Source organism: Enterobacter cloacae complex sp. SHL021 (assembly GCF_049237765.1).
In the GTDB taxonomy this organism is placed as follows: domain Bacteria; phylum Pseudomonadota; class Gammaproteobacteria; order Enterobacterales; family Enterobacteriaceae; genus Enterobacter; species Enterobacter cloacae.
This window is the reverse complement of the sequence record NZ_JBMKJG010000007.1, coordinates 109,034-134,813: the sequence shown is the minus strand read 5'-3', so window position 1 is coordinate 134,813 and position 25,780 is coordinate 109,034. Positions and strand designations below refer to the sequence as shown.

At 55.5% G+C, this 25,780-nt stretch carries 19 protein-coding genes and 3 tRNA genes; 11 read left to right on the top strand and 11 right to left on the bottom strand.

What is annotated here, in order from left to right; translation table 11 throughout:
- The first annotated feature begins 30 nt into the window (after positions 1-30).
- From ptrA to recD, 3 genes are read left to right on the top strand one after another with little or no spacing between them, the layout of a single operon-like run.
- A complete protein-coding gene (ptrA, locus tag ACOTZF_RS09150; protein ID WP_013098545.1) occupies positions 31-2,913 on the top strand; it encodes a pitrilysin in 2,883 nt (960 codons plus the stop codon).
- The gene (recB, locus tag ACOTZF_RS09145; RefSeq protein ID WP_129253294.1) at positions 2,910-6,452 is read left to right on the top strand and encodes an exodeoxyribonuclease V subunit beta; all 3,543 of its coding nucleotides are present in this window, start codon (positions 2,910-2,912) and stop codon (positions 6,450-6,452) included. The genes ptrA and recB overlap by 4 nt, the downstream gene beginning before the upstream one ends.
- Positions 6,449-8,269 (top strand): exodeoxyribonuclease V subunit alpha, encoded by a 1,821-nt coding sequence (gene recD / locus ACOTZF_RS09140; RefSeq protein WP_129253296.1) that lies wholly within the window; start codon positions 6,449-6,451, stop codon positions 8,267-8,269. The genes recB and recD overlap by 4 nt, the downstream gene beginning before the upstream one ends.
- 54 nt (positions 8,270-8,323) lie before the next feature.
- Here the strand turns inward: recD and argA are convergent, their stop codons facing one another.
- Positions 8,324-9,655, bottom strand: a complete 1,332-nt coding sequence (gene argA, locus ACOTZF_RS09135) for an amino-acid N-acetyltransferase (RefSeq protein WP_013098542.1) — start codon at positions 9,653-9,655, stop codon at positions 8,324-8,326.
- A gap of 227 nt (positions 9,656-9,882) precedes the next feature.
- Here argA and amiC point away from each other — a divergent pair, with 227 nt between their 5' ends.
- On the top strand, positions 9,883-11,136 hold the full coding sequence (gene amiC / locus ACOTZF_RS09130; protein ID WP_129253298.1) for an N-acetylmuramoyl-L-alanine amidase AmiC: 1,254 nt from the start codon (positions 9,883-9,885) through the stop codon (positions 11,134-11,136).
- An 88-nt stretch (positions 11,137-11,224) separates the two neighbouring features.
- Here amiC and ACOTZF_RS09125 read toward each other — a convergent pair.
- From ACOTZF_RS09125 to ACOTZF_RS09115, 3 genes are all read right to left on the bottom strand, one after another.
- Positions 11,225-11,301 (bottom strand) — tRNA-Met (locus ACOTZF_RS09125).
- Positions 11,302-11,334: 33 nt separating this feature from the next.
- A tRNA-Met gene (locus ACOTZF_RS09120) sits at positions 11,335-11,411 on the bottom strand.
- Between the two features lie 34 nt (positions 11,412-11,445).
- Positions 11,446-11,522 (bottom strand) — tRNA-Met (locus ACOTZF_RS09115).
- A 209-nt stretch (positions 11,523-11,731) separates the two neighbouring features.
- On the opposite strand from ACOTZF_RS09115, the gene mltA reads away from it, so the two are divergent.
- Together mltA and tcdA are read left to right on the top strand one after the other, a co-directional pair.
- Positions 11,732-12,829, top strand: a complete 1,098-nt coding sequence (gene mltA / locus ACOTZF_RS09110; protein ID WP_020689328.1) for a murein transglycosylase A — start codon at positions 11,732-11,734, stop codon at positions 12,827-12,829.
- Positions 12,830-12,905: 76 nt separating this feature from the next.
- On the top strand, positions 12,906-13,712 hold the full coding sequence (tcdA, locus tag ACOTZF_RS09105) for a tRNA cyclic N6-threonylcarbamoyladenosine(37) synthase TcdA (protein WP_129253300.1): 807 nt from the start codon (positions 12,906-12,908) through the stop codon (positions 13,710-13,712).
- Here tcdA and csdE read toward each other — a convergent pair.
- The gene (gene csdE / locus ACOTZF_RS09100; RefSeq protein WP_023622033.1) at positions 13,703-14,149 is read right to left on the bottom strand and encodes a cysteine desulfurase sulfur acceptor subunit CsdE; all 447 of its coding nucleotides are present in this window, start codon (positions 14,147-14,149) and stop codon (positions 13,703-13,705) included. The genes tcdA and csdE overlap by 10 nt on opposite strands.
- Positions 14,149-15,354, bottom strand: coding sequence for a cysteine desulfurase CsdA (csdA, locus tag ACOTZF_RS09095; protein ID WP_129253302.1), 1,206 nt, complete (start codon positions 15,352-15,354; stop codon positions 14,149-14,151). Before csdA ends, csdE begins: the two co-directional genes overlap by 1 nt.
- Before the next feature lie 192 nt (positions 15,355-15,546).
- Between csdA and ACOTZF_RS09090 the strand changes: the two genes are divergently transcribed.
- From ACOTZF_RS09090 to rlmM, 4 genes are all read left to right on the top strand, one after another.
- On the top strand, positions 15,547-15,774 hold the full coding sequence (locus ACOTZF_RS09090; RefSeq protein WP_008499648.1) for a YgdI/YgdR family lipoprotein: 228 nt from the start codon (positions 15,547-15,549) through the stop codon (positions 15,772-15,774).
- A 349-nt stretch (positions 15,775-16,123) separates the two neighbouring features.
- Positions 16,124-17,041, top strand: coding sequence for a glycine cleavage system transcriptional regulator GcvA (gene gcvA, locus ACOTZF_RS09085; RefSeq protein WP_023622031.1), 918 nt, complete (start codon positions 16,124-16,126; stop codon positions 17,039-17,041).
- Between the two features lie 39 nt (positions 17,042-17,080).
- Entirely contained in the window at positions 17,081-17,476 is a 396-nt protein-coding gene (locus ACOTZF_RS09080; protein WP_003862756.1) for a DUF423 domain-containing protein, read from the top strand.
- Complete coding sequence (rlmM, locus tag ACOTZF_RS09075) at positions 17,469-18,569, top strand: 23S rRNA (cytidine(2498)-2'-O)-methyltransferase RlmM (RefSeq protein ID WP_013098534.1); 1,101 nt, start codon at positions 17,469-17,471, stop codon at positions 18,567-18,569. The genes ACOTZF_RS09080 and rlmM overlap by 8 nt, the downstream gene beginning before the upstream one ends.
- A gap of 42 nt (positions 18,570-18,611) precedes the next feature.
- Here the strand turns inward: rlmM and xni are convergent, their stop codons facing one another.
- The 5 genes from xni to queF all read right to left on the bottom strand — a co-directional run bounded on the left by xni (position 18,612) and on the right by queF (position 25,043).
- Positions 18,612-19,367, bottom strand: a complete 756-nt coding sequence (gene xni / locus ACOTZF_RS09070) for a flap endonuclease Xni (protein WP_044157526.1) — start codon at positions 19,365-19,367, stop codon at positions 18,612-18,614.
- 112 nt (positions 19,368-19,479) lie between these two features.
- A complete protein-coding gene (locus tag ACOTZF_RS09065) occupies positions 19,480-20,847 on the bottom strand; it encodes an L-serine ammonia-lyase (RefSeq protein ID WP_020689323.1) in 1,368 nt (455 codons plus the stop codon).
- 65 nt (positions 20,848-20,912) lie between these two features.
- Positions 20,913-22,208, bottom strand: coding sequence for an HAAAP family serine/threonine permease (locus ACOTZF_RS09060; protein WP_013098531.1), 1,296 nt, complete (start codon positions 22,206-22,208; stop codon positions 20,913-20,915).
- Between the two features lie 511 nt (positions 22,209-22,719).
- A complete protein-coding gene (gene ppnN / locus ACOTZF_RS09055) occupies positions 22,720-24,084 on the bottom strand; it encodes a nucleotide 5'-monophosphate nucleosidase PpnN (protein ID WP_013098530.1) in 1,365 nt (454 codons plus the stop codon).
- 116 nt (positions 24,085-24,200) lie between these two features.
- Complete coding sequence (queF, locus tag ACOTZF_RS09050; protein ID WP_013098529.1) at positions 24,201-25,043, bottom strand: NADPH-dependent 7-cyano-7-deazaguanine reductase QueF; 843 nt, start codon at positions 25,041-25,043, stop codon at positions 24,201-24,203.
- A gap of 68 nt (positions 25,044-25,111) precedes the next feature.
- On the opposite strand from queF, the gene syd reads away from it, so the two are divergent.
- The gene (gene syd, locus ACOTZF_RS09045) at positions 25,112-25,657 is read left to right on the top strand and encodes a SecY-interacting protein (RefSeq protein ID WP_020689319.1); all 546 of its coding nucleotides are present in this window, start codon (positions 25,112-25,114) and stop codon (positions 25,655-25,657) included.
- Positions 25,658-25,780: the final 123 nt, after the last annotated feature.

The following is a 25,780-nucleotide window of genomic DNA, read 5'->3' as shown; positions in this document are numbered from 1 at the left end:
AATGATGTAGCCGTGATAAAGAGGTCGTTAATGCCAGGCAGCACCTTGTTCAAAGCGTTTGTTTTGTTTGTCGCCCTTTGGGCTCCCGTCACTCAGGCAGACTCCGGTTGGCAACCCGTTCAGGAAACTATCCGTAAGAGCGAAAAAGATACCCGTCAGTATCAGGCTGTCCGCCTTGATAACGGGATGACCGTGCTGCTGGTTTCCGATCCGCAGGCGGTGAAATCCCTCTCGGCGCTTGTAGTACCCGTTGGGTCGCTGGAAGATCCCGAAGCGCACCCGGGTCTTGCGCACTATCTGGAACATATGACGCTGATGGGGTCCAAAAAATACCCCCAGCCTGATAGCCTCTCCGAATTTCTGAAAATGCATGGCGGCAGCCACAACGCCAGTACGGCACCGTATCGGACGGCGTTTTATCTGGAAGTCGAAAATGATGCGCTGGAAGGGGCGGTGGATCGTCTCGCCGATGCCATTGCCGCACCGCTGCTGGATAAAAAATACGCTGACCGTGAACGTAATGCCGTCAATGCTGAATTGACCCTGGCCCGTACGCGAGACGGTATGCGCATGGCGCAGGTGAGCGCCGAAACCATCAACCCGGCGCACCCTGGTTCCCGTTTTTCCGGGGGGAACCTCGAGACGCTGAGTGACAAACCAAACAGCCCGGTGCTTGATGCGCTGCATGCGTTTCGCGACAAATACTACTCCGCCAACCTGATGAAAGCGGTTATCTACAGCAACAAACCGTTGCCAGAACTGGCTGCCATGGCGGCGCAGACCTTTGGACGGGTACCAAATAAAAACATCGACCTGCCGCAGATAAACGTACCGGTTGTCACCGACGCGCAGAAAGGGATCGTGATCCACTACGTGCCCGCACTGCCGCGCAAGGTGTTACGCGTTGAGTTCCGCATTGATAACAATACCGCACAGTTCCGCAGTAAAACGGATGAACTGGTCACCTATCTTATTGGTAACCGCAGCCCGGGAACGCTTTCTGACTGGCTGCAAAAGCAGGGGCTGGTGGAAGGGATCCGTGCCGACTCCGATCCTGTGGTTAACGGCAACAGCGGTGTGCTGGCGATTTCCGCCACCCTGACCGACAAAGGGCTGGCGCACCGTGATGAGGTGGTCGCGGCTATCTTCAGCTATCTCTCGTTGCTGCGCGATAAAGGCGTCGATAAACGCTACTTTGACGAACTGGCACACGTGCTGGATCTCGATTTCCGCTATCCGTCCATTACCCGCGACATGGACTATGTTGAGTGGCTGGCGGATACCATGATCCGCGTGCCGGTTGAACATACCCTGGACGCGGTCAACATTGCCGACCAGTACGACGCTGAGGCGATAAAAGCGCGCCTGGCAATGATGACCCCACAGAATGCCCGCATCTGGTACATCAGCCCGAACGAGCCGCATAACAAAACGGCCTATTTCGTGGATGCCCCTTACCAGGTGGATAAAATCAGTGAGCAAACGTTCGCAAACTGGCAGAAAAAGGCCAGCGAGATCGCGTTGAAGCTGCCGGAGCTGAATCCCTACATCCCGGATGATTTCTCCCTGATTAAAACCGCGAAAGCGTACCCACACCCGCAGCTTATTGTTGATGAGCCGACGTTGCGCGTGGTGTACACCCCAAGCCACTACTTCGCCAGCGAGCCAAAAGCCGATGTCAGCGTTGTTCTTCGCAACCCGAAAGCGATGGATAGCGCCAAAAATCAGGTGATGTTTGCGCTTAATGACTATCTGGCCGGTATCGCGCTTGACCAGCTCAGCAACCAGGCCGCGGTGGGTGGAATCAGCTTCTCTACCAACGCCAATAACGGACTGATGGTCAATGCAAACGGCTATACCCAGCGTCTGCCTCAGCTGTTCCAGGCATTGCTGGAGGGCTATTTCAGCTACACGCCAACGGAAGAGCAGTTTGAGCAGGCGAAGTCCTGGTATGCGCAGATGATGGATTCCGCTGAGAAAGGCAAGGCGTACGATCAGGCGATTATGCCGGCGCAGATGCTGTCGCAAATCCCTTATTTCCAGCGTGAAGATCGCCGGGCGCTGCTGCCATCCATCACATTAAAAGAGGTGCTGGCCTACCGCGACGCGCTGAAAACTAACACGCGTCCGGAGTTTCTTATCGTCGGCAACATGAGCGAGGACCAGGCCAAAACGCTGGCAGAGAACGTACGTCAGCAGCTCGGTTCAAAAGGCGACGAGTGGTGCCGTAATCAGGACGTGCTGGTTGAGAAAAAACAGAATGTGATTTTTGAAAAAGCAGGTAACAGCACGGATTCCGCGCTGGCCGCCGTGTTTGTTCCTACGGGCTATGATGAATTTGCCAGCTCTGCGCAGAGTGCCGTTCTGGGGCAAATTATACAGCCGTGGTTCTACAATCAGCTGCGCACTGAAGAGCAGCTTGGCTATGCGGTCTTTGCCTTCTCCATGAACGTTGGCCGCCAGTGGGGGCTGGGTTTCCTGCTGCAGAGCAGCGATAAACAGCCCGCTTATCTCTGGCAGCGTTACCAGGCTTTCTTCCCGCAAGCGGAAGCTAAACTGCGAGCCATGAAGCCGGATGAGTTTGCCCAAATCCAGCAGGCCGTCATCGCGCAGGTGATGCAGCCGCCTCAGACGCTGGGTGAAGAAGCATCCCAGCTGAGCAAAGATTTCGATCGCGGTAATCTGAAATTTGATTCGCGTGATAAAGTAGTGGCCGAGATAAAACAGCTGACGCCTCAGAAGGTTGCCGACTTCTTCCATCAGGCGGTGGTTAAACCGCAGGGAATAGCCATTCTGTCTCAGGTTTCTGGTAGCCAGAACGGAAAAACGGACTACGTTAACCCGAAAGGCTGGAAAATCTGGAAGAGCGTCAGCGCCCTGCAGCAATCTATGCCCTGGAGTAAGAAAGAATGACCGACACCGCTGAGTCCCTTGATCCCTTACGTTTACCTCTGCAGGGTGAACGATTGATTGAAGCCTCAGCGGGAACGGGAAAAACCTTCACCATTGCCGCGCTTTATCTGCGTCTGTTGCTGGGGCTTGGCGGCCAGGCCGCTTTTCCGCGTCCGTTAAGCGTGGAGGAGCTGCTGGTGGTGACCTTCACCGAGGCCGCCACCGCTGAGCTGCGCGGCCGTATCCGTGCCAATATTCATGAACTGCGTATCGCCTGTCTGCGCGAAAGCACGGATAACCCACTCTACGCGAGCCTGTTGGAAGAGATTGCCGATAAACAGCAGGCCGCACAGTGGCTGCTTCTGGCTGAACGGCAAATGGACGAGGCCTCTGTCTTCACCATCCACGGTTTTTGCCAGCGCATGCTGAGCCTGAATGCGTTTGAATCCGGCATGCTGTTTGAACTGCAGCTTATTGAAGATGAGTCTGAGCTTCGCTACCAGGCCTGTGCTGATTTCTGGCGTCGCCACTGCTATCCGTTACAGCGGGACATCGCCGAAGCGGTACATGCGTTGTGGAAAGGCCCTGAGGAGCTTCTGCGCGCCATTGAGCGCTATCTCCAGGGGGAGGCCCCGGTCATTAAATCTCCACCGCCTGCGGATGAAACGCTGGCCTCGCGCCATGAAAAAATCGTCGCAAAGATTGCTGCCGTTAAGCAAAAATGGATTGAGTCTGTCGGCGAGATCGACGCCATTATCGAAAACTCCGGGATCGACAGGCGCAAGTTTAACCGTGGCAATCAGGGGAAATGGATCGACAAGATCACTGCCTGGGCGCAGGAAGAGACGCGCGGTTACCAGCTCCCGGATGCGCTGGAAAAATTTTCCCAGCGTTTTCTGGTTGAGCGAACCAAAGCCGATGGCATTGTTCCGGAGCACCCGCTGTTTGTTGAGATTGAAACCCTGCTGGCAGAGCCATTAACCCTTAACGACCTGATGATCACCCGCGCCATGGCGGAGATCCGTGAAGCGGTGTCGCGTGAGAAACGCCGCCGGGGTGAGCTGGGCTTTGACGATATGCTAAGTCGCCTGGACGCGGCGTTGTGCAGTGAAAATGGCGAGGCGCTTGCCGCCGCCATCCGCACGCGCTTTCCGGTGGCGATGATTGACGAATTTCAGGATACCGATCCCCAGCAGTACCGCATTTTCCGCCGCATCTGGCGACAGCAGCCCAACACGGCACTGTTGCTCATTGGCGATCCAAAACAGGCCATTTATGCCTTCCGTGGCGCGGATATTTTCACTTACATGAAAGCCCGCAGCGAGGTTGAGGCGCACTACACCCTGGACACCAACTGGCGCTCCTCGCCGGGGATGGTTGAGAGCGTCAATGCGCTGTTCGGCCGCATGGATTCGGCGTTTATGTTCAGGGAAATTCCTTTCCAGCCGGTAAAGTTCGCCGCCAGAAATGCTTCGTTGCGCTTTGAATTCAACGGCGTGAACCAGCCCGCCATGAATTTCTGGCTGCTGGACGGCGAGGGGTGCGGCGTTACGGACTATCAACATGCGATGGCTCAGCACTGCGCCGCGCAGATCCGGGACTGGCTCAGCGCAGGTACGCGCGGTGAGGCGTTGCTTTGGAAGGGGGACACATCAGCCCCGGTAAAAGCATCCGATATTACGGTGCTGGTGCGCAGCCGTCAGGAGGCGGCGCTTATCCGTGATGCCCTGACGTCACTGAACATCCCGTCCGTGTATCTCTCTAACCGCGATAGCGTCTTTGAAACGCTGGAAGCGCAGGAGATGCTGTGGGTGCTGCAGGCTGTGCTGGCGCCGGAGCGGGAAAGCACCCTTCGCAGCGCGCTGGCAAGCAGCATGCTGGGACTGAACGCGCGCGATATTGATGCGCTAAATTGCGACGAAGCCGCCTGGGATGCGGTGGTCGAAGAGTTTGTGCAGTACCGCGAGCGCTGGCAAAAACGCGGCGTGATGGCGATGCTGCGTGAACTGATGAGGCAGCGTCACATTGCCGAGAATATGCTCGCCACAGCGGGCGGCGAGCGCCGTCTGACCGATATTTTGCATATCAGCGAACTGTTGCAGGAGGCGGGCACGCAGCTGGAGAGCGAGCATGCCCTGGTGCGCTGGCTGGCGCAGCAAATTGCCGATCCGAACAGTAACTCGTCGAGCCAGCAGATGCGTCTTGAGAGTGATAAGCACCTGGTGCAAATCGTCACCATTCACAAGTCGAAAGGCCTGGAGTATCCGCTGGTCTGGCTGCCTTTTATCGCCAATTATCGGGTGCAGGATCAGGCTTTTTATCACGATCGCGAGTCGTTCGACGCGGTGCTCGATCTCAGCAAAGCAGAGTCCAGCGTAGAACTGGCCGAGGCCGAGCGCCTGGCGGAAGATTTACGCTTGCTCTATGTGGCCCTGACCCGCTCGGTCTGGCACTGCAGTCTGGGTATCGCTCCGCTATTCCGCCGCCGTGGCGAAAAGGCAGGCGAGACCGATTTTCATCTGAGCGCGCTGGGCAGGCTGATTCAGCTTGGTGAGCCAAAAGATGCGGCCGGGCTGCGTCAGTGTATTGAAACACTGTGCGGGGAACATATTGCCCTGCATATCCCGTCGCAACCCGATAACAGTCGCTGGCAGCTGCCAGAACAGCAGACAACCGACCTGCAGGCCCGGCAGATTACGCGAACCGTTGCAGACGACTGGCGAGTGACCAGCTATTCCGGTTTACAGCAGCACGGGCAGAGCATTGCGCAGGATCTGATGCCTAAGCTTGACGTGGATGCCGCAGGTACCGGCAGTGTGCCGGATGAACCGGTGCTGACCCCTCATCAATTTCCGCGCGGCGCGTCACCGGGCACATTTTTACACAGCCTGTTTGAAGAGCTGGATTTCACGCAACCTGTCTCTGAGGAGTGGGTGCTGAAAATGTTGCAAAGCGGCGGCTACGACGCGCAATGGCAGCCGGTGCTCCGCGAATGGATCACCGCTATCCTTCACGCCCCGCTCACGGCACAGGGTGTTTCGCTCAGCCAGCTGACCGCCAGAGATAAGCAGGTGGAGATGGAGTTTTATCTCCCCATCGCCAGCCCGCTAAGAGCCGAGGCACTGGATGCGCTGATCCGCGAGCACGACCCGCTATCCGCCGGTTGCCCGCCACTTAACTTCCGTCAGGTTCAGGGGATGCTGAAGGGCTTTATCGATCTGGTGTTCCGCCATGAAGGGCGTTACTACCTGTTGGATTACAAATCGAACTGGTTGGGTGAAAACAGCGAAGCCTATACCCAACAGGCGATGGCCTCTGCCATGCAGATGCATCGTTACGATCTGCAGTACCAGCTGTATACCCTGGCGCTGCATCGCTATCTGCGTCATCGCATTGCAAATTACCGCTACGAAGACCATTTTGGCGGGGTGATTTACCTCTTCCTGCGCGGGGTGGATGCCGCCGATCCGCAGTCTGGTATTTTTAGTACGCGCCCGGACGCGGCACTGATTGAGAAAATGGACAGTTTATTTGCCGCAGGCACGGAGGAGTTGGCATGACGATGCAGGAATTACTGCTAGAAGCCGTAGAACAGCGTTTACTGCGCCATCTTGATGTGCAGTTCGCCATCATGGTGGCTGGCGAGCAGCCGGCCGTGATGCTGGCTGCCGCTATCCTGAGCAACGACGCGGGGGAAGGGCATGTCTGCCTGCCGCTTTCGCGCCTGACCATTGATGAGAAAATGCCTTCGGCTCTTCAGTCCTGTTTTGCCCTGCTGGGCGAGTCGGTAGACTGGCAGAGCGTTTTGCTAAGCTCTCCTGCTGTCAGCAGAGCCGATACCCAGACGCCCATGATCCTTATTGGCGACCGGTTGTACCTTAACCGGCTGTGGCGTAATGAACTGACGGTAGCGCGCTTTTTCAGCGAGACAAATGCGCCGCTTCCCTGTGAAGAAGCGCGGCTCCGGCAAACGCTGGATGCCCTGTTTACCTCAGATGAGGCGACAGACTGGCAGAAAGTGGCGGCGGCCGTCGCCTTAACGCGGCGGATCTCGGTGATCTCGGGCGGACCGGGCACGGGTAAAACCACCACCGTGGCAAAACTGCTTGCCGCGCTGATTCAGCTGTCGGGTGAGCAAAAATGCCGTATTCGCCTGGCGGCGCCCACCGGCAAAGCGGCGGCCAGGCTGACGGAGTCGTTAGGTGGCGCGCTGCAAAAACTGCCGCTCAAGCAGGAACAGCTTGCGCTTTTCCCCAATGAAGCCAGCACCCTGCACCGGCTACTGGGTGCCCAGCCGGGCAGCCAGCGCCTGCGTTACCACGCCGGAAACCCGCTGCATCTTGACGTGCTGGTGGTGGATGAAGCGTCGATGATCGACCTGACGATGATGTCGCGGCTGATTGACGCCTTACCTCCCCACGCGCGCGTAATTTTCCTGGGCGATCGTGACCAGCTTGCCTCGGTGGAAGCCGGGGCCGTACTGGGCGATATCTGCACGTATGCGAGTCTTGGGTATACCGCGGAACGTGCTGAGGAGTTAGCTCGCCTCACTGGATGTTCGCTCGCAGCCGAAAGTCAGTCTCTCGCGGCGGCGCTGCGAGACAGCCTCTGTCTGCTGCAAAAAAGCTACCGGTTCGGGAGTGATTCCGGCATTGGCCAACTGGCGGCGGCCGTGAACAGAGGGGATCGGCATGCGACCAGTGCCGTTTTTGACGGCAGCTTCAGTGATATTGAGAAGAAATCGCTGCAAACCGGGGAAGAGTATCAGGCGATGCTGGATGATGCCCTGCTGGGCTATCAGCACTTCCTGACGAGCGTGCAGCAGCAACATACGCCTGCGCAGGTCATTGCCGCGTTTGGCGAGTATCAGCTGCTGTGTGCGCTGAGGGAAGGGCCTTTTGGCGTCAGCGGCCTCAACGACAGGCTTGAGCAACTGCTTGCGCAAAAGCGCAAAATCACCCGCACGCCGCATTCACGCTGGTACGAAGGTCGGCCAGTGATGATCTCCCGTAACGATAGCGCGCTGGGGTTGTTTAACGGCGATATTGGCATTGCGCTTGACCGTGGACAGGGGCTACGCGTCTGGTTCCTGATGCCGGACGGAAGCGTGAAGTCTGTGCAGCCCAGTCGCTTGCCTGAACATGAAACAGCATGGGCGATGACGGTACACAAGTCCCAGGGCTCGGAGTTCAACCATGCGGCGTTGATCCTGCCCACCCAGCTTTCACCCGTGATTACCCGCGAGCTCATCTACACCGCCATCACCCGCGCGCGTCAGCGCTTGTCGCTCTATACCGACGAGCGTGTGCTGGTGCAGGCGATTGCCACCCGTACAGAACGGCGAAGCGGCCTGAGCGCGATATTTGAGTCCCTCTGAACGAGGTGAGAAAGAGAGGCCGGGTCGGCGCAACGCCACCCGGCGAAGGATCTGTTATCCCAGATCGGCCATCAGCACCTTTGAGCGGCGTTGATAGTTGTACATCTCTTTTTTACTTTCAGGCAGCAAATCAATATCCACAGGCGTAAATCCGCGCTCCTGGAACCAGTGAATGCTGCGCGTGGTCAGGACGAACAGCTTGCTCAGGCCCATCTGGCGCGCCTGAGCCGCCACGCGCTCAAGCAGCATCTCGCCGCGTGAAGAGCTGCGGTAGTCTGGATGGACGGCAACGCAGGCCATTTCGCCGATCTTCTCCTCCGGGAACGGATAGAGCGCGGCGCAGGCGATGGTCAGGTTATCGCGCTGGATAATCGTAAATTTGTCGATCTCCATTTCCAGCTGTTCGCGGGAACGGCGTACCAGGATCCCTTGCTGCTCCAGCGGGCGAATTAACTCCAGAATACCGCCGATATCGTTAATGGTGGCGCGGCGGATCTGCTCCGCGCTCTCCATTACAATCTGGGTGCCGATACCGTCGCGGGAGAACAGCTCCTGCAGAAGGGCACCGTCTTCCTGATAGCTGATGAGATGGCTGCGACGCACGCCGCTGCGGCAGGCTTTCACAGCACCGCGCAGGAAACGAACGGTACCAGAGTAGTAATCTCCCTCGGCTTCCAGCGCTTCCACGCGGGCCTGGGCCTCATTCGGGAAGAGCTCTGGCACGATCACCCCTTCTTCGTTCACGACGCCCTGAGAGGAGCAAAACCCAATCATTTTCTCCGCCTTCAGCTTGATCGCCAGCTGGGTGGCAATCTCTTCTGAAGTGAGGTTAAAGCTCTCGCCGGTTACGGAAACGGCCACCGGCCCCATCAATACAATGGCACCGCTGTCCAGTTGACGATGAATGGCTTCCTCATCAATACGACGAATACGTCCGCTGTGGCAATAGTCCACCCCGTCGTCCACGCCGAGAGGCTGAGCGATGATGAAGTTACCGCTGACGACGTTGATATGCGCCCCCTGAAGCGGCGTGTTGTTCAGGCTCATGGACAGACGCGCGGTGATATCAAGCTGCAGCAGACCCGCTGCCTGTTTCACCAGCTCAAGGGTTTTGGCATCCGTAACGCGGGTATGCTTGTGATAAATCGGCTCGTGATGGTGTGCGGCCAGGTTCGCATCGATCTGCGGACGCGCACCATACACCACCACCAGGCGGATGCCGAGGCTGTGCAGCAGGCCAATGTCATTGACGATGCTGGAAAAGTTTTCATGCTCAATGGCTTCGCCGCCGAGCATGATGACAAACGTTTTTCCCCGATGGGCGTTGATATAGGGAACAGAATGGCGGAATCCCTGGACCAGTTCGGTTCTACGTTCCTTCACCATGGCACAACCCTTAATGAATGTTTATTCGTAATTTCTGTATTTTTATTCGATTGTGGCCGCATGTGCAAGCCTAAATTTTCTGCGACCCACAGAAAATAATAAGTAATCCGTGCGTTAACGTATGATTGTTTACCCTTTTATAGATGACACTTTATGCGTCATTCGTTAAAGTTTTCGGTCAATTTTGATGTTTTGTCTGTCAATCAGATTTCTTGCTCGGGAGAAGCATGTCGGGATCCAATTCAGCAATAAGCCGCCGCCGTTTGTTAAAAGGGGCAGGGGCGATGTGGCTGCTCAGCGTCAGCCAGGTGGGTCTTGCCGCCACAAGTCAGGTGGTGGCGGTGCGCGTCTGGCCGTCGTCAACTTACACGCGCGTGACGGTGGAATCCAATCGGGTGCTGAAATATAAGCAATTTGCCCTGAGCAACCCTGAGCGTGTGGTGGTGGATCTCGAAGGCGTTAACCTGAACTCCGTTCTGAAGGGGATGGCGGCGCAGATCCGCGGTGACGATCCGTTTATCAAATCGGCGCGCGTTGGGCAGTTTGATCCGCAAACCGTGCGCATGGTGTTTGAACTCAAGCAGAACGTGAAACCGCAGCTGTTCGCCCTTGCGCCTGTGGCATCGTTCAAAGAGCGTCTGGTGATGGATCTCTATCCGGCGAATGCAACGGACATTCAGGATCCGCTCCTGGCGTTACTGGAAGACTACAACCAGGGCAATCTGGAGAAACAGGTTCCGCCTGCGCAGAGTGGTCCGCAGCCCGGAAAAGCAGGGCGCGATCGCCCGATTGTGATCATGCTCGATCCTGGCCACGGCGGAGAAGACTCGGGTGCGGTAGGCAAATACCGGACGCGGGAAAAAGATGTGGTGTTGCAGATTGCCCGCCGTCTGAAGGCGTTAATCGATAGAGAGGGCAACATGCGCGCCTACATGACGCGTAATGAAGACGTCTTTATTCCGTTGAAAGTCCGCGTGGCAAAAGCCCAGAAGCAGCGGGCGGATCTCTTCGTCTCTATCCATGCTGATGCTTTTACCAGCCGTCAGCCGAGTGGATCGTCAGTATTTGCACTCTCGACCAAAGGGGCAACCAGTACCGCGGCGCGTTACCTCGCGGACACGCAGAACGCCTCGGATCTCATCGGTGGTGTGAGCAAAAGCGGCGACCGCTACGTTGATCACACCATGTTCGACATGGTGCAATCGCTGACCATTACCGACAGCCTGAAGTTTGGTAAAGCGGTACTGGGCAAGCTGGGGCGGGTCAACAAGCTGCACAAAACCAGCGTCGAGCAGGCCGGGTTTGCGGTGCTGAAGGCACCGGATATTCCGTCTATCCTGGTTGAAACGGCGTTTATCAGTAACGTGGAAGAGGAGCGTAAGCTCAAGACGGCCAAATTCCAGCAGGAAGTGGCTGAGTCGATTCTGGCAGGGATCCGGGCGTATTTCTCTGACGGGGCGACGCTGGCACGACGTGGATAATGCTGAACGCCGGGTTAACCCCCGGCAAATTCACAAACGACAGATACAAAAAAACACCCTTAAGGGTGTTTATTGTTTTTAGAAGTATTGGTTGCGGGGGCCGGATTTGAACCGACGACCTTCGGGTTATGAGCCCGACGAGCTACCAGGCTGCTCCACCCCGCGGCACCGTACTGCTTTTACTTCATCAAATTTGATTGGTTGCGGGGGCCGGATTTGAACCGACGACCTTCGGGTTATGAGCCCGACGAGCTACCAGGCTGCTCCACCCCGCGTCACCGTACTGCTTATACTTCATCAAATTTTAATTGGTTGCGGGGGCCGGATTTGAACCGACGACCTTCGGGTTATGAGCCCGACGAGCTACCAGGCTGCTCCACCCCGCGTCCGTGGAAGCGCACTATACTCGGTTAGGTTTGTGATGCAACCCCTTTTTCACATAATTCATTAATTTTGTATGTAAATTGAACGACATTGAAACCTTTGGACTATTTTTTGCTCAGAATTTGCCAAAGGGCATGTGATTCCGTTTCATTAGAACAGTGGGTTTGTTATCTTCATCACGCGGAAATGGGCAACTTAAAGACGAGATATAATGAAAGGACGTTGGGCAAAGTATCTGATCACGGGCGCAATGGTAGCCATTCTTGCGGCCTGTTCTTCTAAACCGACCGATCGCGGTCAACAGTATAAAGACGGGAAGTTATCCCAGCCTTTCTCTTTAGTTAACCAGCCGGATGCTGTCGGCGCACCGATCAACGCCGGTGATTTCTCCGAGCAGGTTTACCAGATCCGCAATGCGTCGCCGCGCCTGTATGGTGCCCAGAGTAGCGTCTATAACGCGGTGCAGGACTGGCTGCGCGCGGGCGGCGATACGCGCAATATGCGCCAGTTTGGTATCGACGCCTGGCAGATGGAAGGGGCGGACAACTACGGCAACGTGCAGTTTACCGGCTATTACACCCCGGTTATCCAGGCGCGACATACGCGTCAGGGCGAATTCCAGTATCCTATTTATCGTATGCCGCCAAAACGTGGTCGCTTGCCGTCCCGTGCGGAGATCTACGCCGGTGCGCTTAGCGAAAACTACGTCCTGGCTTACAGCAACTCCCTGATGGATAACTTCATCATGGACGTTCAGGGCAGCGGCTACATCGATTTTGGTGACGGTTCTCCGCTGAACTTCTTTAGCTACGCCGGTAAAAACGGCCATGCCTATCGCAGCATTGGTAAAGTGCTGATCGACCGTGGCGAAGTGAAAAAAGAAGATATGTCGATGCAGGCGATCCGCGAGTGGGGCGAAAAACACAGTGAAGCTGAGGTACGCGAGCTGCTGGAGCAGAACCCGTCGTTCGTCTTCTTCAAACCGCAAAACTTTGCGCCGGTGAAAGGGGCGAGTGCCGTGCCGCTGATTGGCCGTGCGTCGGTAGCATCGGATCGTTCCATCATTCCTGCGGGCACCACGCTGCTGGCAGAAGTGCCGCTGCTGGATAATAACGGTAAATTTAACGGCCAGTACGAGCTACGTCTGATGGTGGCACTGGACGTTGGTGGCGCGATTAAAGGCCAGCACTTCGATATTTATCAGGGAATTGGTCCGGATGCCGGTCACCGGGCGGGCTGGTATAACCACTATGGCCGCGTATGGGTACTGAAGACAGCGCCTGGCACCGGAAACGTATTCAGCGGCTGATTGTGGTATTCTGAGCGGAATACGGATTACTGTTCAGGGTGAGGAAAAACCTCACCCTTTTTACATCTGAGGTTTTATGTCTGTGGTAATCAGCGACGCCTGGCGCCAGCGTTTTGGCGGTACGGCACGTCTCTATGGTGAAAAAGCCCTGCAGCTGTTTGCGGATGCGCATGTCTGCGTCGTGGGCATTGGTGGTGTGGGCTCGTGGGCGGCAGAAGCGCTGGCGAGAACCGGTATTGGCGCAATCACGCTGATTGATATGGATGACGTGTGCGTCACCAACACCAACCGTCAAATCCATGCCCTGCGTGACAACGTCGGCCTGGCAAAATCTGAGGTCATGGCAGAGCGTATCCGCCTGATCAACCCGGAATGTCGGGTCACGGTGATTGATGATTTTGTGACGGCGGATAATGTCGCAGACTATATGAGTAAAGGCTACAGCTACGTGATTGACGCGATCGATAGCGTGCGTCCAAAAGCGGCGCTTATTGCGTACTGTCGTCGTTACAAGGTGCCACTGGTGACCACCGGTGGCGCAGGCGGACAAATTGATCCCACACAGATCCAGGTGGCCGATCTGGCCAAAACCATTCAGGATCCGCTGGCGGCCAAGCTGCGTGAACGTCTGAAAAGCGATTTTAACGTGGTGAAAAACAGCAAGGGCAAGCTGGGCGTCGACTGTGTTTTCTCGACCGAAGCGCTGGTGTATCCGCAGGCGGACGGCTCGGTGTGTGCAATGAAAAGCAAGGCGGAAGGGCCAAAAAGGATGGATTGCGCCTCTGGATTTGGCGCGGCCACTATGGTGACCGCCTCTTTTGGCTTTGTGGCGGTGTCTCACGCACTGAAAAAGATGATGGCGAAGGCGGAACGTCAGGCCTGAGCCTGACGGGCGGCGTCCTGCACCGCTTCGCTAAGGGCGACCAGGCCCTGACCGCGCGAGGCGCTCAGCTGCGCGCGCAGCCCTAACTCATCGAACAGAGCCAGCGGCGAGTGCGCCAGTAGCGTCGCCGCGCTTTTCCCTTCGATGGCGGTTAACAGCACCGCCAGCAGACCGCGAACGATACGTCCTTCGCTGTCGCCAAAGAAATGCAGTTTCTCACCGGATACGCTGAACCCAAGCCAGACGCGGTTTTCACAGCCCGCGATCTCTTTTGCCTGCGCTTTGAGATCGTCAGAAAGGGCCGGAAGCTGCTTACCCAGCAGGATCAGTTGACGATATTTATCTTCCCATTGTGTGAGCGGCGCGAAGGTCTGTTTTAACGTTTCTTCTGTGATCACTGTGCCAAACGGATGTCCGGCTAAAGCTGAGCTAGTCATTAATCCACCAGGAGTTCAAGGGCGCGGTCAACCGCGGAAATCAGCGCGTCGACATCGCTTTGGGTATTGTAAGGTGCAAACGAGGCGCGCAGTGTACCACTCACGCCAAGCGCTGCCAGCAGCGGCTGGGCACAGTGCTGCCCGGCACGCAGCGCAATGCCATATCCTGCCAGCAGGGTCACCATGTCGCTATGGTGTACGCCCGCAAAATCAAAGGATAACAGGCTTGAATCCTGCACGCGGAACGAACGGAAGCCAGGGCGTTTTTTAAGCTCCTCTTCAGCCAGCGTCGCCAGACCCCGGCTCCAGCTTTCCGCCTGGACAATGTCCGTTTCGGCGAGCCATTCGAGCGCGGCGCTCAGGCCAATGACGCCCGCCACGTTTGGCGTACCCGCTTCCAGCCGGTAAGGGACGTCCTGGGTTTTAAAGCCCTCGAAAGAGACTTCCGCGATCATCTTGCCGCCACCGAGCCACGGCGTCATTTTTGCCAGCAGCTCAGGCTTACCGTACAGCGCCCCGATACCGGTTGGTCCGTAGAGCTTATGCCCTGAGAAGGCATAAAAATCGATATCCAGTTTTTGCACATCGGCCGGGAAATGGACTACGCCCTGCGCGCCGTCAACCATCACTATGATGCCGTTGGCATGCGCGATGCGGATAGCCTGCGCCAAATCCGGGCAGCCACCGGTGACGTTGGACATCTGTCCAAGCGCCAGAATGCGGCTGCGCGGTGTAATCAGCTCCGGTAACTGTGCTACGTCCGGCAGGTAATCTGTCCCCAGCGGGAGCTTCACCACCCGTGCCCCTGTTTGCTCTGCCACCATCAGCCATGGGACCAGGTTGGCGTGATGTTCCGCTTCACTGACGATGATCTCGTCTCCGGGCTGAAGCAGTGGGCGTGCATAACACTGGGCCACTATGTTTATGGCTTCGGTGGTACCCCGCGTCCAGACGATGTTTTTCCCGCTTTCGGCATTGATCAGACGAGCAACCTGATCGCGTGCGGCTTCGTAGCGTGCGGTTAAGCGCTGGGCCTCGGCAAACTGGCTACGATGCACATTGCCTGCGCTCAGGCTATAAAACTGCTGCGTTGCCTCAATAACCGCCTGCGGCTTTAAGGCTGTGGCAGCGCTATCGAGATAAATACCGGCATCGGCCAGCGCCGGAAACTGTGCGCGAAACTGCGCAGGACTGAAAGCGTTCATGGAATTCCTCATTGCATTACTGAGATCGTCGCGCAATTTCAGCGGCAGGGCAAGGAGGTTGATATCTATCAGAATTGTCTGCTTATCCCAACGCCCCTGAAAAAGCAGGTTATGCTAAATAGTGTTAGGCGGATGTTTTAGCCTGTTATAAATCGAGGTTTGAATAGCATTAATTGCTAAAGGAGAAGAATCATGAATAAGACAGCTGCAATCATTTCTGCCTGTGCGTTTACTTTTGCCCTGAGCGCCTGTTCTGGTAACAACTACGTCATGCACACTAACGATGGTCGTTCCATTGTTTCGGAAGGGAAACCGACAACCGATAACGATACCGGGATGATTTCATACAAAGATGCTAACGGGAACAAGCAGCAGATCAACCGCACGGACGTGAAAGAGATGAAAGAGATCGAGCATTAACAGATCGCTAAGCAAAAAAAAGCACCGCAAATTGGCGGTGCTACATTAATCACTATGGACAGACAGGGTAAATGTACAGGAAGTGAAAAATTGGTAGCGTTGCTACCGTGGTCTGAATCGCAGACCAATTGCAAACACAACAACACAACATCACAACCGTAAGCCAAAAGCTCTTCAGAACACGCATTCCAAAAAAAGCTTCTCGTTCCGGCTCAGGAAGTGCCGCCACTATAGGTATTTGCTGGTAGTTCCTCAACGGACAAATTATAATGGCTCAGATAAAAAAAACTAATAGGTTAAACGTTGTTTCCTGTTTGTTAAATCTCGTTAACATCTAAGCCAGATAACCATGTCCAAGCGATTGCCACCCCTAAATGCATTACGTGTTTTTGATGCAGCAGCACGTCATCTAAGCTTCACCCGCGCAGCAGATGAGCTTTTTGTGACACAGGCCGCAGTAAGTCACCAAATCAAGTCTCTGGAGGATTTTCTGGGCCTCAAGCTGTTTCGCCGACGCAACCGTTCGCTGTTGCTGACGGAAGAGGGGCAGAGCTATTTTCAGGATATTAAAGAGATTTTTTCCCAGCTCACGGAAGCCACGCGCAAGCTGCAGGCCAGGAGTGCAAAAGGCGCACTGACAGTCAGTTTATTGCCCAGTTTTGCCATTCAGTGGCTGGTGCCCAGACTCTCAAGCTTTAACTCAGCTTATCCGGGAATTGATGTCAGGATCCAGGCGGTGGATCGTCAGGAAGACAAACTGGCGGACGATGTGGACGTTGCCATTTTTTATGGGCGTGGTAACTGGCCGGGCTTGCGTGTCGAGAAATTATACGCAGAATATCTGCTGCCAGTCTGTTCACCGCTGCTTTTGACAGGCGATAAAGCGTTAAAAACGCCCGCCGATCTGGCACAACATACGTTGTTACACGATGCTTCTCGCCGCGACTGGCAAACTTATACCCGTCAATTAGGTCTTAATCATATAAACGTGCAGCAGGGCCCCATCTTTAGCCACAGTGCGATGGTGCTACAGGCTGCCATTCACGGACAGGGCATTGCGTTGGCGAACAACGTCATGGCGCAGTCCGAAATTGAGGCCGGCCGTCTGGTTTGCCCTTTTAATGATGTACTGGTCAGCAAGAATGCGTTTTATCTGGTTTGTCATGACAGTCAGGCAGAACTGGGTAAAATAGCCGCTTTCCGGCAGTGGATACTGGCGAAAGCGGCGAGCGAGCAAGAAAAATTCCGCTTCAGGTATGAACAATAATTTTTGTGTGCCGGGCACGCATTACTTTAGGACTGAAACATGACCAGCCGATTCATGCTGATTTTTGCCGCGGTGAGTGGCTTTATTTTTGTTGCACTGGGCGCGTTTGGCGCACATGTCTTAAGCAAGTCTTTGGGTGTGGTGGAGATGGGCTGGATCCAGACCGGCCTTGAATACCAGGCGTTCCATACGCTGGCTATTTTTGGGCTGGCGGTAGCGATGCAGCGCCGCATCAGCATCTGGTTTTATTGGAGCAGCGTTTTCCTGGCGCTGGGTACGGTGCTGTTCAGCGGCAGCCTTTACTGCCTTGCGCTCTCGCATTTGCGCCTGTGGGCGTTTGTTACACCTGTCGGCGGCGTCAGCTTCCTGGCAGGGTGGGTATTAATGTTTATCGGAGCTATCCGTCTGAAACGCAAGGGCGTTGTTCATGAATAAGGTTGTTTTATATTGTCGCCCGGGGTTTGAGAAAGAGTGCGCCGCGGAAATTACGGATAAAGCGGCGAAGCGAGAAGTCTTCGGTTTTGCGCGCGTTAAGGATAATGCGGGCTATGTGGTGTTCGAATGCTACCAGCCTGACGATGCGGATAAGCTGGCACGCGAGCTGCCGTTCAGTTCACTGATCTTTGCGCGCCAGATGTTTGTCGCGGGTGAGTTGCTGAAAGATCTCCCGCCAGAAGATCGCATCACCCCGATTGTGGGCATGCTGCAGGGCGTGGTCGAGAAGGGGGGCGATTTGCGCGTTGAAGTGGCCGACACCAACGAAAGCAAAGAGCTGATGAAGTTCTGCCGTAAGTTCACCGTACCGCTGCGCGCAGCGCTGCGTGATGCCGGCGTGCTGACAAACTACGAAACGCCAAAACGTCCGGTCGTGCATATCTTCTTTATTGCCCCGGGCTGCTGCTACGCCGGTTACTCTTATACCAACAACAACTCTCCGTTCTTTATGGGGATCCCACGCCTGAAGTTCCCGGCTGATGCGCCGAGCCGTTCAACCCTGAAGCTGGAAGAGGCGTTTCACGTCTTTATTCCGGCGGATGAGTGGGATGAGCGTCTGGCCAACGGCATGTACGCGGTCGATCTCGGTGCGTGTCCCGGTGGCTGGACCTATCAGCTGGTGAAACGCAACATGTGGGTGTCGTCTGTTGATAACGGCCCGATGGCGCAAAGCCTGATGGACACCGGGCAGGTCACCTGGCTGCGTGAAGACGGTTTCCGCTATCGTCCAACCCGCAATAACATCTCCTGGATGGTATGCGATATGGTGGAAAAACCAGCGAAAGTGGCGGCACTGATGGCCTCCTGGCTGGTGAACGGCTGGTGTCGTGAGACGATTTTTAACCTCAAGCTGCCAATGAAAAAGCGCTATGAGGAGGTCTCTCAGAACCTGGCCTATATTCAGCAGCAACTGGATGAACACGGCATTAACGTGGAGATCCAGGCGCGTCAGCTGTATCACGATCGCGAAGAGGTGACGGTGCATATTCGTCGCTGGTGGGCGGCCGTGGGCGGGCGTCGCGACGAGCGATAGGCCCCTCACCCTAACCCTCTCCTCAACGGGGAGAGGGGACGCTTAACGCTCTAATCTCAACTGCTGCAAATTCCCGTCCAGCTGTAAATCCGTCTGTAACGTCGCCACATCCCGGCAGATAAAGGCCATTTCTTTATGGGCCTCCAGCTTCTTACGCCATTTTTCCGGAACTTCATCGAGCCGGGCGTAGATCCCTTCCAGGTTCTGAAAATCCGTCAGCAACTGTGCGGCGCTTTTTGGCCCAATACCGGCAACGCCCGGCACTTTAGAGCTGCTGATCCCCGCCAGCCCCCAGTAGTCAGGAAGTTGCTCAGGTGAGACGCCAAATTCACTGGCAATAAACGGGGCGTCGAGCCAGCGTTTCTGGAAGTAATCACGAATGCGGATAGTGGGTGAGAGCAGCTGGCAGTAGCCTTTATCCGTCGACACAATGGTTGCCTGATGCCCGGCGCTGGCCACTTTGACCGCAAGCGTCGCCGCGAGATCGTCCGCTTCATTGCCCTGGGCGCCCCAGCAGGGCACGCCGCGCTTTTCGAATGCCGAGCGAATCATCGGCATTTCTGAATGCAAATCGTCCGGCATGGGGGCGCGTCCGGCTTTATAGTCCGGCAAACGCTGATGTCGCCAGCCGGAATTACGCGCCTCGTCATCAAATACGGCCACGACATGCGTCGGTTCGCTGTGGCGAATAAGTTGCTCCAGCGCGTGCAGACAGGTGTCCTTACAGGGCGTGCCTTGCACTGCATGGATCCGGCGAATCAGGTTGAGCGCGTCGACGATAAGCAAATGAACAGCCACAGATAATCTCCCTTCTATCTCATGAAGGAAGGGTAACACTGTCAGCGGTATGAAACTATGCGCGGCGGGGAAAACAGGAAGAAGCCTCGCAAAACGAGGCTTCCTGAGAGGCTTAATCGCAGGTCACGATCTTCATTGCCAGACCACCGCGAGAGGTTTCACGGTATTTGGCGTTCATATCTTTACCGGTTTCGTACATGGTTTCGATAACCTTATCGAGGCAGACGCGTGGCTCGCTGGTGCGGCGCAGCGCCATTCGTGCGGCGTTCACTGCCTTCACGGAGGCGATCGCGTTACGTTCGATACACGGCACCTGAACCTGTCCGGCAACCGGGTCACAGGTCAGCCCCAGGTTATGCTCCATGCCGATTTCGGCGGCAATGCAGACCTGCGCCGGGCTTGCGCCTAACAGCTCTGCCAGACCCGCAGCGGCCATGGAACAGGCCACGCCCACTTCACCCTGACAGCCCACTTCCGCGCCGGAAATGGAGGCGTTCATCTTATACAGAGAACCAATCGCACTGGCGACCAGCAGGTAGCGCGCCAGCGAGTTGGCGTTCACTTCACGGATAAACTTGTCGTAGTAGGCCAGCACGGCCGGAACGATACCGCAGGCACCGTTGGTTGGCGCCGTGACCACGCGGCCCCCTGCGGCGTTCTCTTCGTTCACCGCCAGGGCGAACATGTTGATCCAGTCTACGACGGCCATTGGGTCGGTGGTCGTTTTGTCGGTGCTCACCAGCATACGGCGCAGCGCGGCCGCACGACGCGGTACGCGAAGCTTACCGGGCAGAACGCCTTCGGTGGTGATCCCGCGTTCAATCCCGCCGCGCATCACCTCCCAGACGTTAGCAAAGTGCTGTTCCAGCTCCGCTTTGCTGTGCAGGGCCAGCTCGTTTTTCATCATCAGACCGGAGAGGGAAAGCCCCGTCTCCTGACAGTGACGCTGGAGATCGGCCGCAGTTTTGTACGGATACGGCACGTCGACAGAAGAGGTGCTGGTTTGACCAAAGTGGTCTTCGTCGACGATAAACCCGCCGCCGATAGAGTAATAGGTCTGGCTGTAAACCGCGGTGTCGCCGGCCAGCGCGGTAATGCGCATGCCGTTTTCGTGCAGCGACAGGTTGTCCGCATGGAAATTCATGCAATGGTCAACCGGGAATTCCACTTCGTGTTCGCCGTTTGCCAGCAGCAGGCGACCGTGGGTGTTTACGTCCTGGATGAAGCCAGGGATCGCATCAATATCAACGGTATCCGGCAGGTTTCCCGCCAGGCCCATGATAATGGCGATATCGGTATGGTGGCCTTTTCCGGTCAGGGAAAGCGAGCCGTACACATCGACAACCACGCGGGTGATGTCGTGCAAGATGCCGCGTGCAATCAAGTCATCCGTGAACTGCTTACCGGCTTTCATTGGTCCGACAGTGTGAGAGCTGGAAGGACCAATACCGATTTTGAAGATATCGAATACGCTAATCATGATGCGTCCATTGCTTTCAGTCAGAGAGGAAGGAGTGCGCCGTCCGGGGACGGCGCGGGTGATAATCAGAACATGGTGTACAGGGAGTAGAAGATCGCAGAGATAGCGATAAGCCCCATGATAACCACAAAGATGTTGCTCACATGACCGCTGTACTTACGCATAGCAGGGACTTTCTGAATTGCGTACATCGGCATCAGGAACAGAATCATCGCGATAACCGGACCGCCCAGGGTTTCAATCATGCCCAGGATGCTTGGGTTCAGCGTAGCAACGGCCCAGGTGGTAAGCAGCATGAACAGTGCAGTGATTTTGTTCAGCTTGCTGATTTCAATGCTCTTGCCTTTACCGCGCAGAGATTTGATCACCATACCGTTAAAACCTTCACGTGCGCCCAGGTAGTGGCCGAGGAAGGATTTGGTGATGGCGATAATGGCGATGATCGGTGCCATCCACGCAATAATCGGTGCGTTAAAGTGGTTCGCCAGGTAAGACAGAATGGAGATGTTCTGCTCTTTCGCTGCTGCCAGGTCCGCCGGGGAGAGGCTCAGTACGCAGCTGAAGACGAAGAACATTACGGTCAGCACCATCATGATGTGTGCACGTGCCAGGATGCTGGAGCACTTCTTCTCTGCGCCTGCGCCGTACTCTTCACGCTTCGCCACGGCGAAGGAAGAGATGATCGGGGAGTGGTTGAAGGAGAAGACCATTACCGGAATCGCCAGCCACAGGGTCATCATCAGGCCGTTACCGGTTGCAGATGCGCTGCTCAGGGAGAGGGTTTCCAGCGCCGCACCGTTCCACTGTGGGATCAGGTAGCAGGCCAGCACCATCAGTGCGGCAACAAACGGGAACACCAGGACGCTCATCGCTTTAACAATCATCTGCTCGCCGAAGCGCACGATGGTCATCATACCGACGATCAGGATCAGGGACAGAATGGCACGCGGTGGCGGCGTCATCTGCAGCTGGTGCGTCATGAAGCTTTCAACGGTGTTGGTGATCGCCACGCTGTAAACCAGCAGAATCGGGTAAATGGCGAAGAAGTAGAGCAGGGTAATCAGTTTCCCTGCGCCAACGCCGAAATGCTCTTCAACCACTTCGGTGATGTCTTCGCCCGGGTTTTTACCGGACAGCACGAAGCGGGTCAGACCGCGGTGTGCGAAGAAGGTCATCGGGAACGCGATGATGGCCATAATGATCAGCGGGATCAGACCGCCGACGCCTGCGTTGATAGGAAGGAACAGTACACCAGCGCCGATTGCTGTGCCGTAAAGGCCAAGCATCCACATGGTATCCGTTTTGCGCCAACCACTTCGGGATTCAATCGAAGCAACGGTGCTGGTTTGAGTGGTTTCCATCTGTATCTCCTGGAGGAAGCAAATTGTCAGGTTTGTAGTCAAATCCGATGAAAAAATGCCTGACGGTAATATGAAATTCGTTCAGTGACGGTTTTTTAATAATTTTCACCCGTAACTATTGGCGGGCGGAAAGATACATTCTACTTATGAATGTATCAGTGATCGCGATCCCAAATGCAATAATCCACTCATGATGTGGGTATATTTAGACCATTTCTCTGTTAAAAAAACATCAAAGAGAATTTACGGGCGCGAAGGCTACCATTAACAACATATGTCCGGAAAGAGCGGCCCCGAAGATAGGTGTCTTGCGCTGTAAAGATGGTGGGTTTTAGGATTTTCTGATGAGTAATTTGCTTTAAAGCTGATAATTTATGGTTTTAAAATCCAGGTAATCGTTTGCGTTGGCGTGCAGTTTATAAATTCTATAAGCGATAACTATGAATTGATGCGAAAAAAAGGCCGGGTAACGACAGAACGCGCCCCGGCCCTCAGAAGAACGATTAACGCCTTATGTGCAGATTTCGTAGCAAGGAATATAAGCCGAGCCCGGCAGCTTCATACGGTGTTGGGCGACAAAGCCTTGCAGCATGTCGTCCATGCGGCGCATCATCTCCGGGTCACCGTGGATCTTATACGGGCCAAACTGCTCAATGGCGCGGATCCCCACCTCTTTCACGTTACCCGCCACAATGCCCGAGAAGGCGCGACGCAGGTCGGCGGCCAGCACTTCTACCGGCTGGTCAGGATAGAGTTTCAGGTTCGCCATATTCTCATGCGAAGGCTCGAACGGGATCTGCAGATCCGGCGCAATACGGATTGACCAGTTAAAGCTGTAGGCATCACCGGTATCACGACGGTTCTCTTTCACCAGCGGCATCGCTTTTTTCATCTGACGCGCCACTTCTGCCGCATCGTCAATGATAATGCGATAGTGACGACGCGCGGCTTCACCCAGCGTATGCACGATAAACTCGTCCAGCACGCGGAAGTAGTCGGCACTCTCTTTCGGCCCGGTCAGGATCAGCGGCAGAACCTGATCTTTGTTGGCCGGGTTCATCAGGATCCCCAGCAGATAGAGCAGCTCCTCTGCCGTACCCACGCCGCCCGGGAAGATGATGATGCCGTGAGCGATACGGACAAACGCTTCCAGGCGCTTTTCGATATCCGGCATGATAATCAGCTCGTTGACCAGCGGGTTAGGTGGCTCAGCGGCGATGATCGACGGCTCGGTCATGCCGATAAAGCGCCCCTCTTTATAACGCTGCTGGGCATGACCCACGGCGGCACCTTTCATTGGCGCTTCCATCGCGCCTGGGCCACAGCCGGTGCAGATATTCAGCTCACGCAGACCGAGCTGGGTACCCACCCGACGGGCGTACAGGTATTCGGTTTCGTTAATGGAGTGACCGCCCCAGCAGACGACCATATTCGGTGCTTCGCCAACGTGCAGGGCACGGGCGTTACGCAGAATAGAAAACACCAGGTTGGTGATATGAACCGAGCTTTCCAGGTCAAGATGCTGGAAGCGGCCCGCGTTGTGGATCTGCCCGTTAACAAACAGGATGTCACGCAGCACGGCAAACAGGTTGGCCTGCAGGGAACGAATAATCCGCCCGTCGACGAAGGCCTCTTCCGGCGGGTTGATCACTTCAAGTTTCACGCCGCGCTCACGGCGCAGCACGTTGATATCAAAGCTTTCGAAGCGGGATAACAGTTCTTTACTGTTGTCTGTCAGGCTTCCGGAGTTCAGTACGGCAAGTGAACAGTTACGAAACAGTTGATAAAGATCGCTGCTGGCCGTGCGTTTAAGCATGTCCACTTCCAGCTGCGACAACATATCCATTGAGCCAAGCGGGCTAATATGTGTAATCAAGTGAGCTCCTTATGGGACGATTATCGTCATTCCCTGCTGATTACAATAGCCCTGCCGCGTGACGTTTCACAACCTAAAGCGCTGCATTACCCGCGCATATTGTGAAAATATTTATATTACTGACGCACCAGTCGGCCCGTTGCAGGTACAAAATCGGTATTAGTGCGCCACGGGTTAATGTCCAGCCCGCCACGACGGGTGTAGCGCGCGTACACGCTCAGCGTTTCTGGCTGGCAGAAGCGCTGAATATCGCTGAAGATGCGCTCCACGCACTGCTCGTGGAATTCGTTGTGATGGCGGAACGACACCAGATAGCGCAGCAGCTTTTCCCGGTCAATTTTGGGGCCGCGATACTGGATTTGCACAGAACCCCAGTCCGGCTGGTGGGTGATCAGGCAGTTGGACTTCAGCAGATGGCTGACCAGCGTCTCTTCCACGATCTTCCCGCTTGCCGCATTTTCCAGGTACCCGGCGCTGAACTCGTAGTTATCCACCTCGATATCCTGATCGTCAATGCAGGTGCCGTTAAAATGGGCGACAGGTTGCCCTTCCAGTTCATTCAGGCGATACAGCGCAACGGTCACGTTGCCCTGGGCGCAGGCGCGTAAATCACGCTCCAGCGTGTGCTGAACCTCTTCCAGGCTGGTGAATTTAGTCTGATTAAAACTGTTGAGATACAGCTTGAAGCTTTTGGATTCCACCAGGTTAAGGCTGGCATGATCCAGCTCAACCTGGCCTACCGCCACCTGCGGCAGACCGCGAGCATTCAGCCAGGAGAGCTCATACAGCGTCCAGATATCACCGCCGACAAACGGCAGCGCGTCTGCACGCAGCCCTAAAGGATCGCGGTTAAGGCTGCGCGGAACGCCCTGCAGCAGGCTGGCATCGTAGGTGTCGCGGTAATCGGTCGATTTACCCAGCGTTAAGCCACTTAACGCCTGATGATTTTCGTAAGACATGTTTCATAGTCACTTTACAGGTACACTTAGGGCTGAGTTTATCCTGTCTTACCAGAAGAGAGAAATCGGTGGATATCGAAACTGCAAATGCCCTTAAGACCTTCACGACCCGTTACTGCGACGCATGGCATGACACCCGGGGCACCTGGCCGCAAAGTGCTGATCTCTATGGTGTGCCTTCGCCCTGCATTATCTCTTCGGTGGACGACTACGTTATCTGGCAGCCGCAGCCCTGGTCTGTCGAGGAGAATGTAAATGCGGTTGAACGGGCAATGGACATTGTGGTACAACCAGCGGTTCACGCGTTCTACACCACGCAGTTTGCAGGGGATATGCCTGCCCGCTTTGGTGAGATAACGCTGACGCTGTTGCAGACCTGGAGCGAAGACGATCTGCAGCGTGTTCAGGAAAACCTGATTGGTCATCTGGTCACGCAAAAACGCCTTAAGCTTTCTCCGACACTCTTTATTGCCACGCTGGACAGTGAACTGGATGTTATTTCCGTCTGCAACCTGTCTGGTGAAGTAATCAAAGAGACAATCGGCACCCGCAATCGCGAGACCCTCGCCCCCTCACTTGCGGATTTCCTTACCCGACTTGAGCCGCTTCTGTAATCCATCATGCTACAGCGCGTGTGAGAGATCTCTTACACGGTTTGTGAGAGATCGCCGCAACGATCAGTATTACCTTACGTAATTAAGAAAAATATTATGATAATTATCAAAGGATTAATAAAA

What these genes read in the sequence shown, in the direction of transcription:
- ACOTZF_RS09060 (WP_013098531.1), bottom strand. Translation starts at nt 22,208, where the DNA reads ATGGAAACCACTCAAACCAGCACCGTTGCTTCGATTGAATCCCGAAGT.
- queF (WP_013098529.1), bottom strand. Translation starts at nt 25,043, where the DNA reads ATGTCTTACGAAAATCATCAGGCGTTAAGTGGCTTAACGCTGGGTAAA.
- ACOTZF_RS09065 (WP_020689323.1), bottom strand. Translation starts at nt 20,847, where the DNA reads ATGATTAGCGTATTCGATATCTTCAAAATCGGTATTGGTCCTTCCAGC.
- tcdA (WP_129253300.1), top strand. Translation starts at nt 12,906, where the DNA reads ATGTCTGTGGTAATCAGCGACGCCTGGCGCCAGCGTTTTGGCGGTACG.
- gcvA (WP_023622031.1), top strand. Translation starts at nt 16,124, where the DNA reads ATGTCCAAGCGATTGCCACCCCTAAATGCATTACGTGTTTTTGATGCA.
- ACOTZF_RS09080 (WP_003862756.1), top strand. Translation starts at nt 17,081, where the DNA reads ATGACCAGCCGATTCATGCTGATTTTTGCCGCGGTGAGTGGCTTTATT.
- recD (WP_129253296.1), top strand. Translation starts at nt 6,449, where the DNA reads ATGACGATGCAGGAATTACTGCTAGAAGCCGTAGAACAGCGTTTACTG.
- ACOTZF_RS09090 (WP_008499648.1), top strand. Translation starts at nt 15,547, where the DNA reads ATGAATAAGACAGCTGCAATCATTTCTGCCTGTGCGTTTACTTTTGCC.
- ptrA (WP_013098545.1), top strand. Translation starts at nt 31, where the DNA reads ATGCCAGGCAGCACCTTGTTCAAAGCGTTTGTTTTGTTTGTCGCCCTT.
- argA (WP_013098542.1), bottom strand. Translation starts at nt 9,655, where the DNA reads ATGGTGAAGGAACGTAGAACCGAACTGGTCCAGGGATTCCGCCATTCT.
- recB (WP_129253294.1), top strand. Translation starts at nt 2,910, where the DNA reads ATGACCGACACCGCTGAGTCCCTTGATCCCTTACGTTTACCTCTGCAG.
- mltA (WP_020689328.1), top strand. Translation starts at nt 11,732, where the DNA reads ATGAAAGGACGTTGGGCAAAGTATCTGATCACGGGCGCAATGGTAGCC.
- rlmM (WP_013098534.1), top strand. Translation starts at nt 17,469, where the DNA reads ATGAATAAGGTTGTTTTATATTGTCGCCCGGGGTTTGAGAAAGAGTGC.
- amiC (WP_129253298.1), top strand. Translation starts at nt 9,883, where the DNA reads ATGTCGGGATCCAATTCAGCAATAAGCCGCCGCCGTTTGTTAAAAGGG.
- csdA (WP_129253302.1), bottom strand. Translation starts at nt 15,354, where the DNA reads ATGAACGCTTTCAGTCCTGCGCAGTTTCGCGCACAGTTTCCGGCGCTG.
- csdE (WP_023622033.1), bottom strand. Translation starts at nt 14,149, where the DNA reads ATGACTAGCTCAGCTTTAGCCGGACATCCGTTTGGCACAGTGATCACA.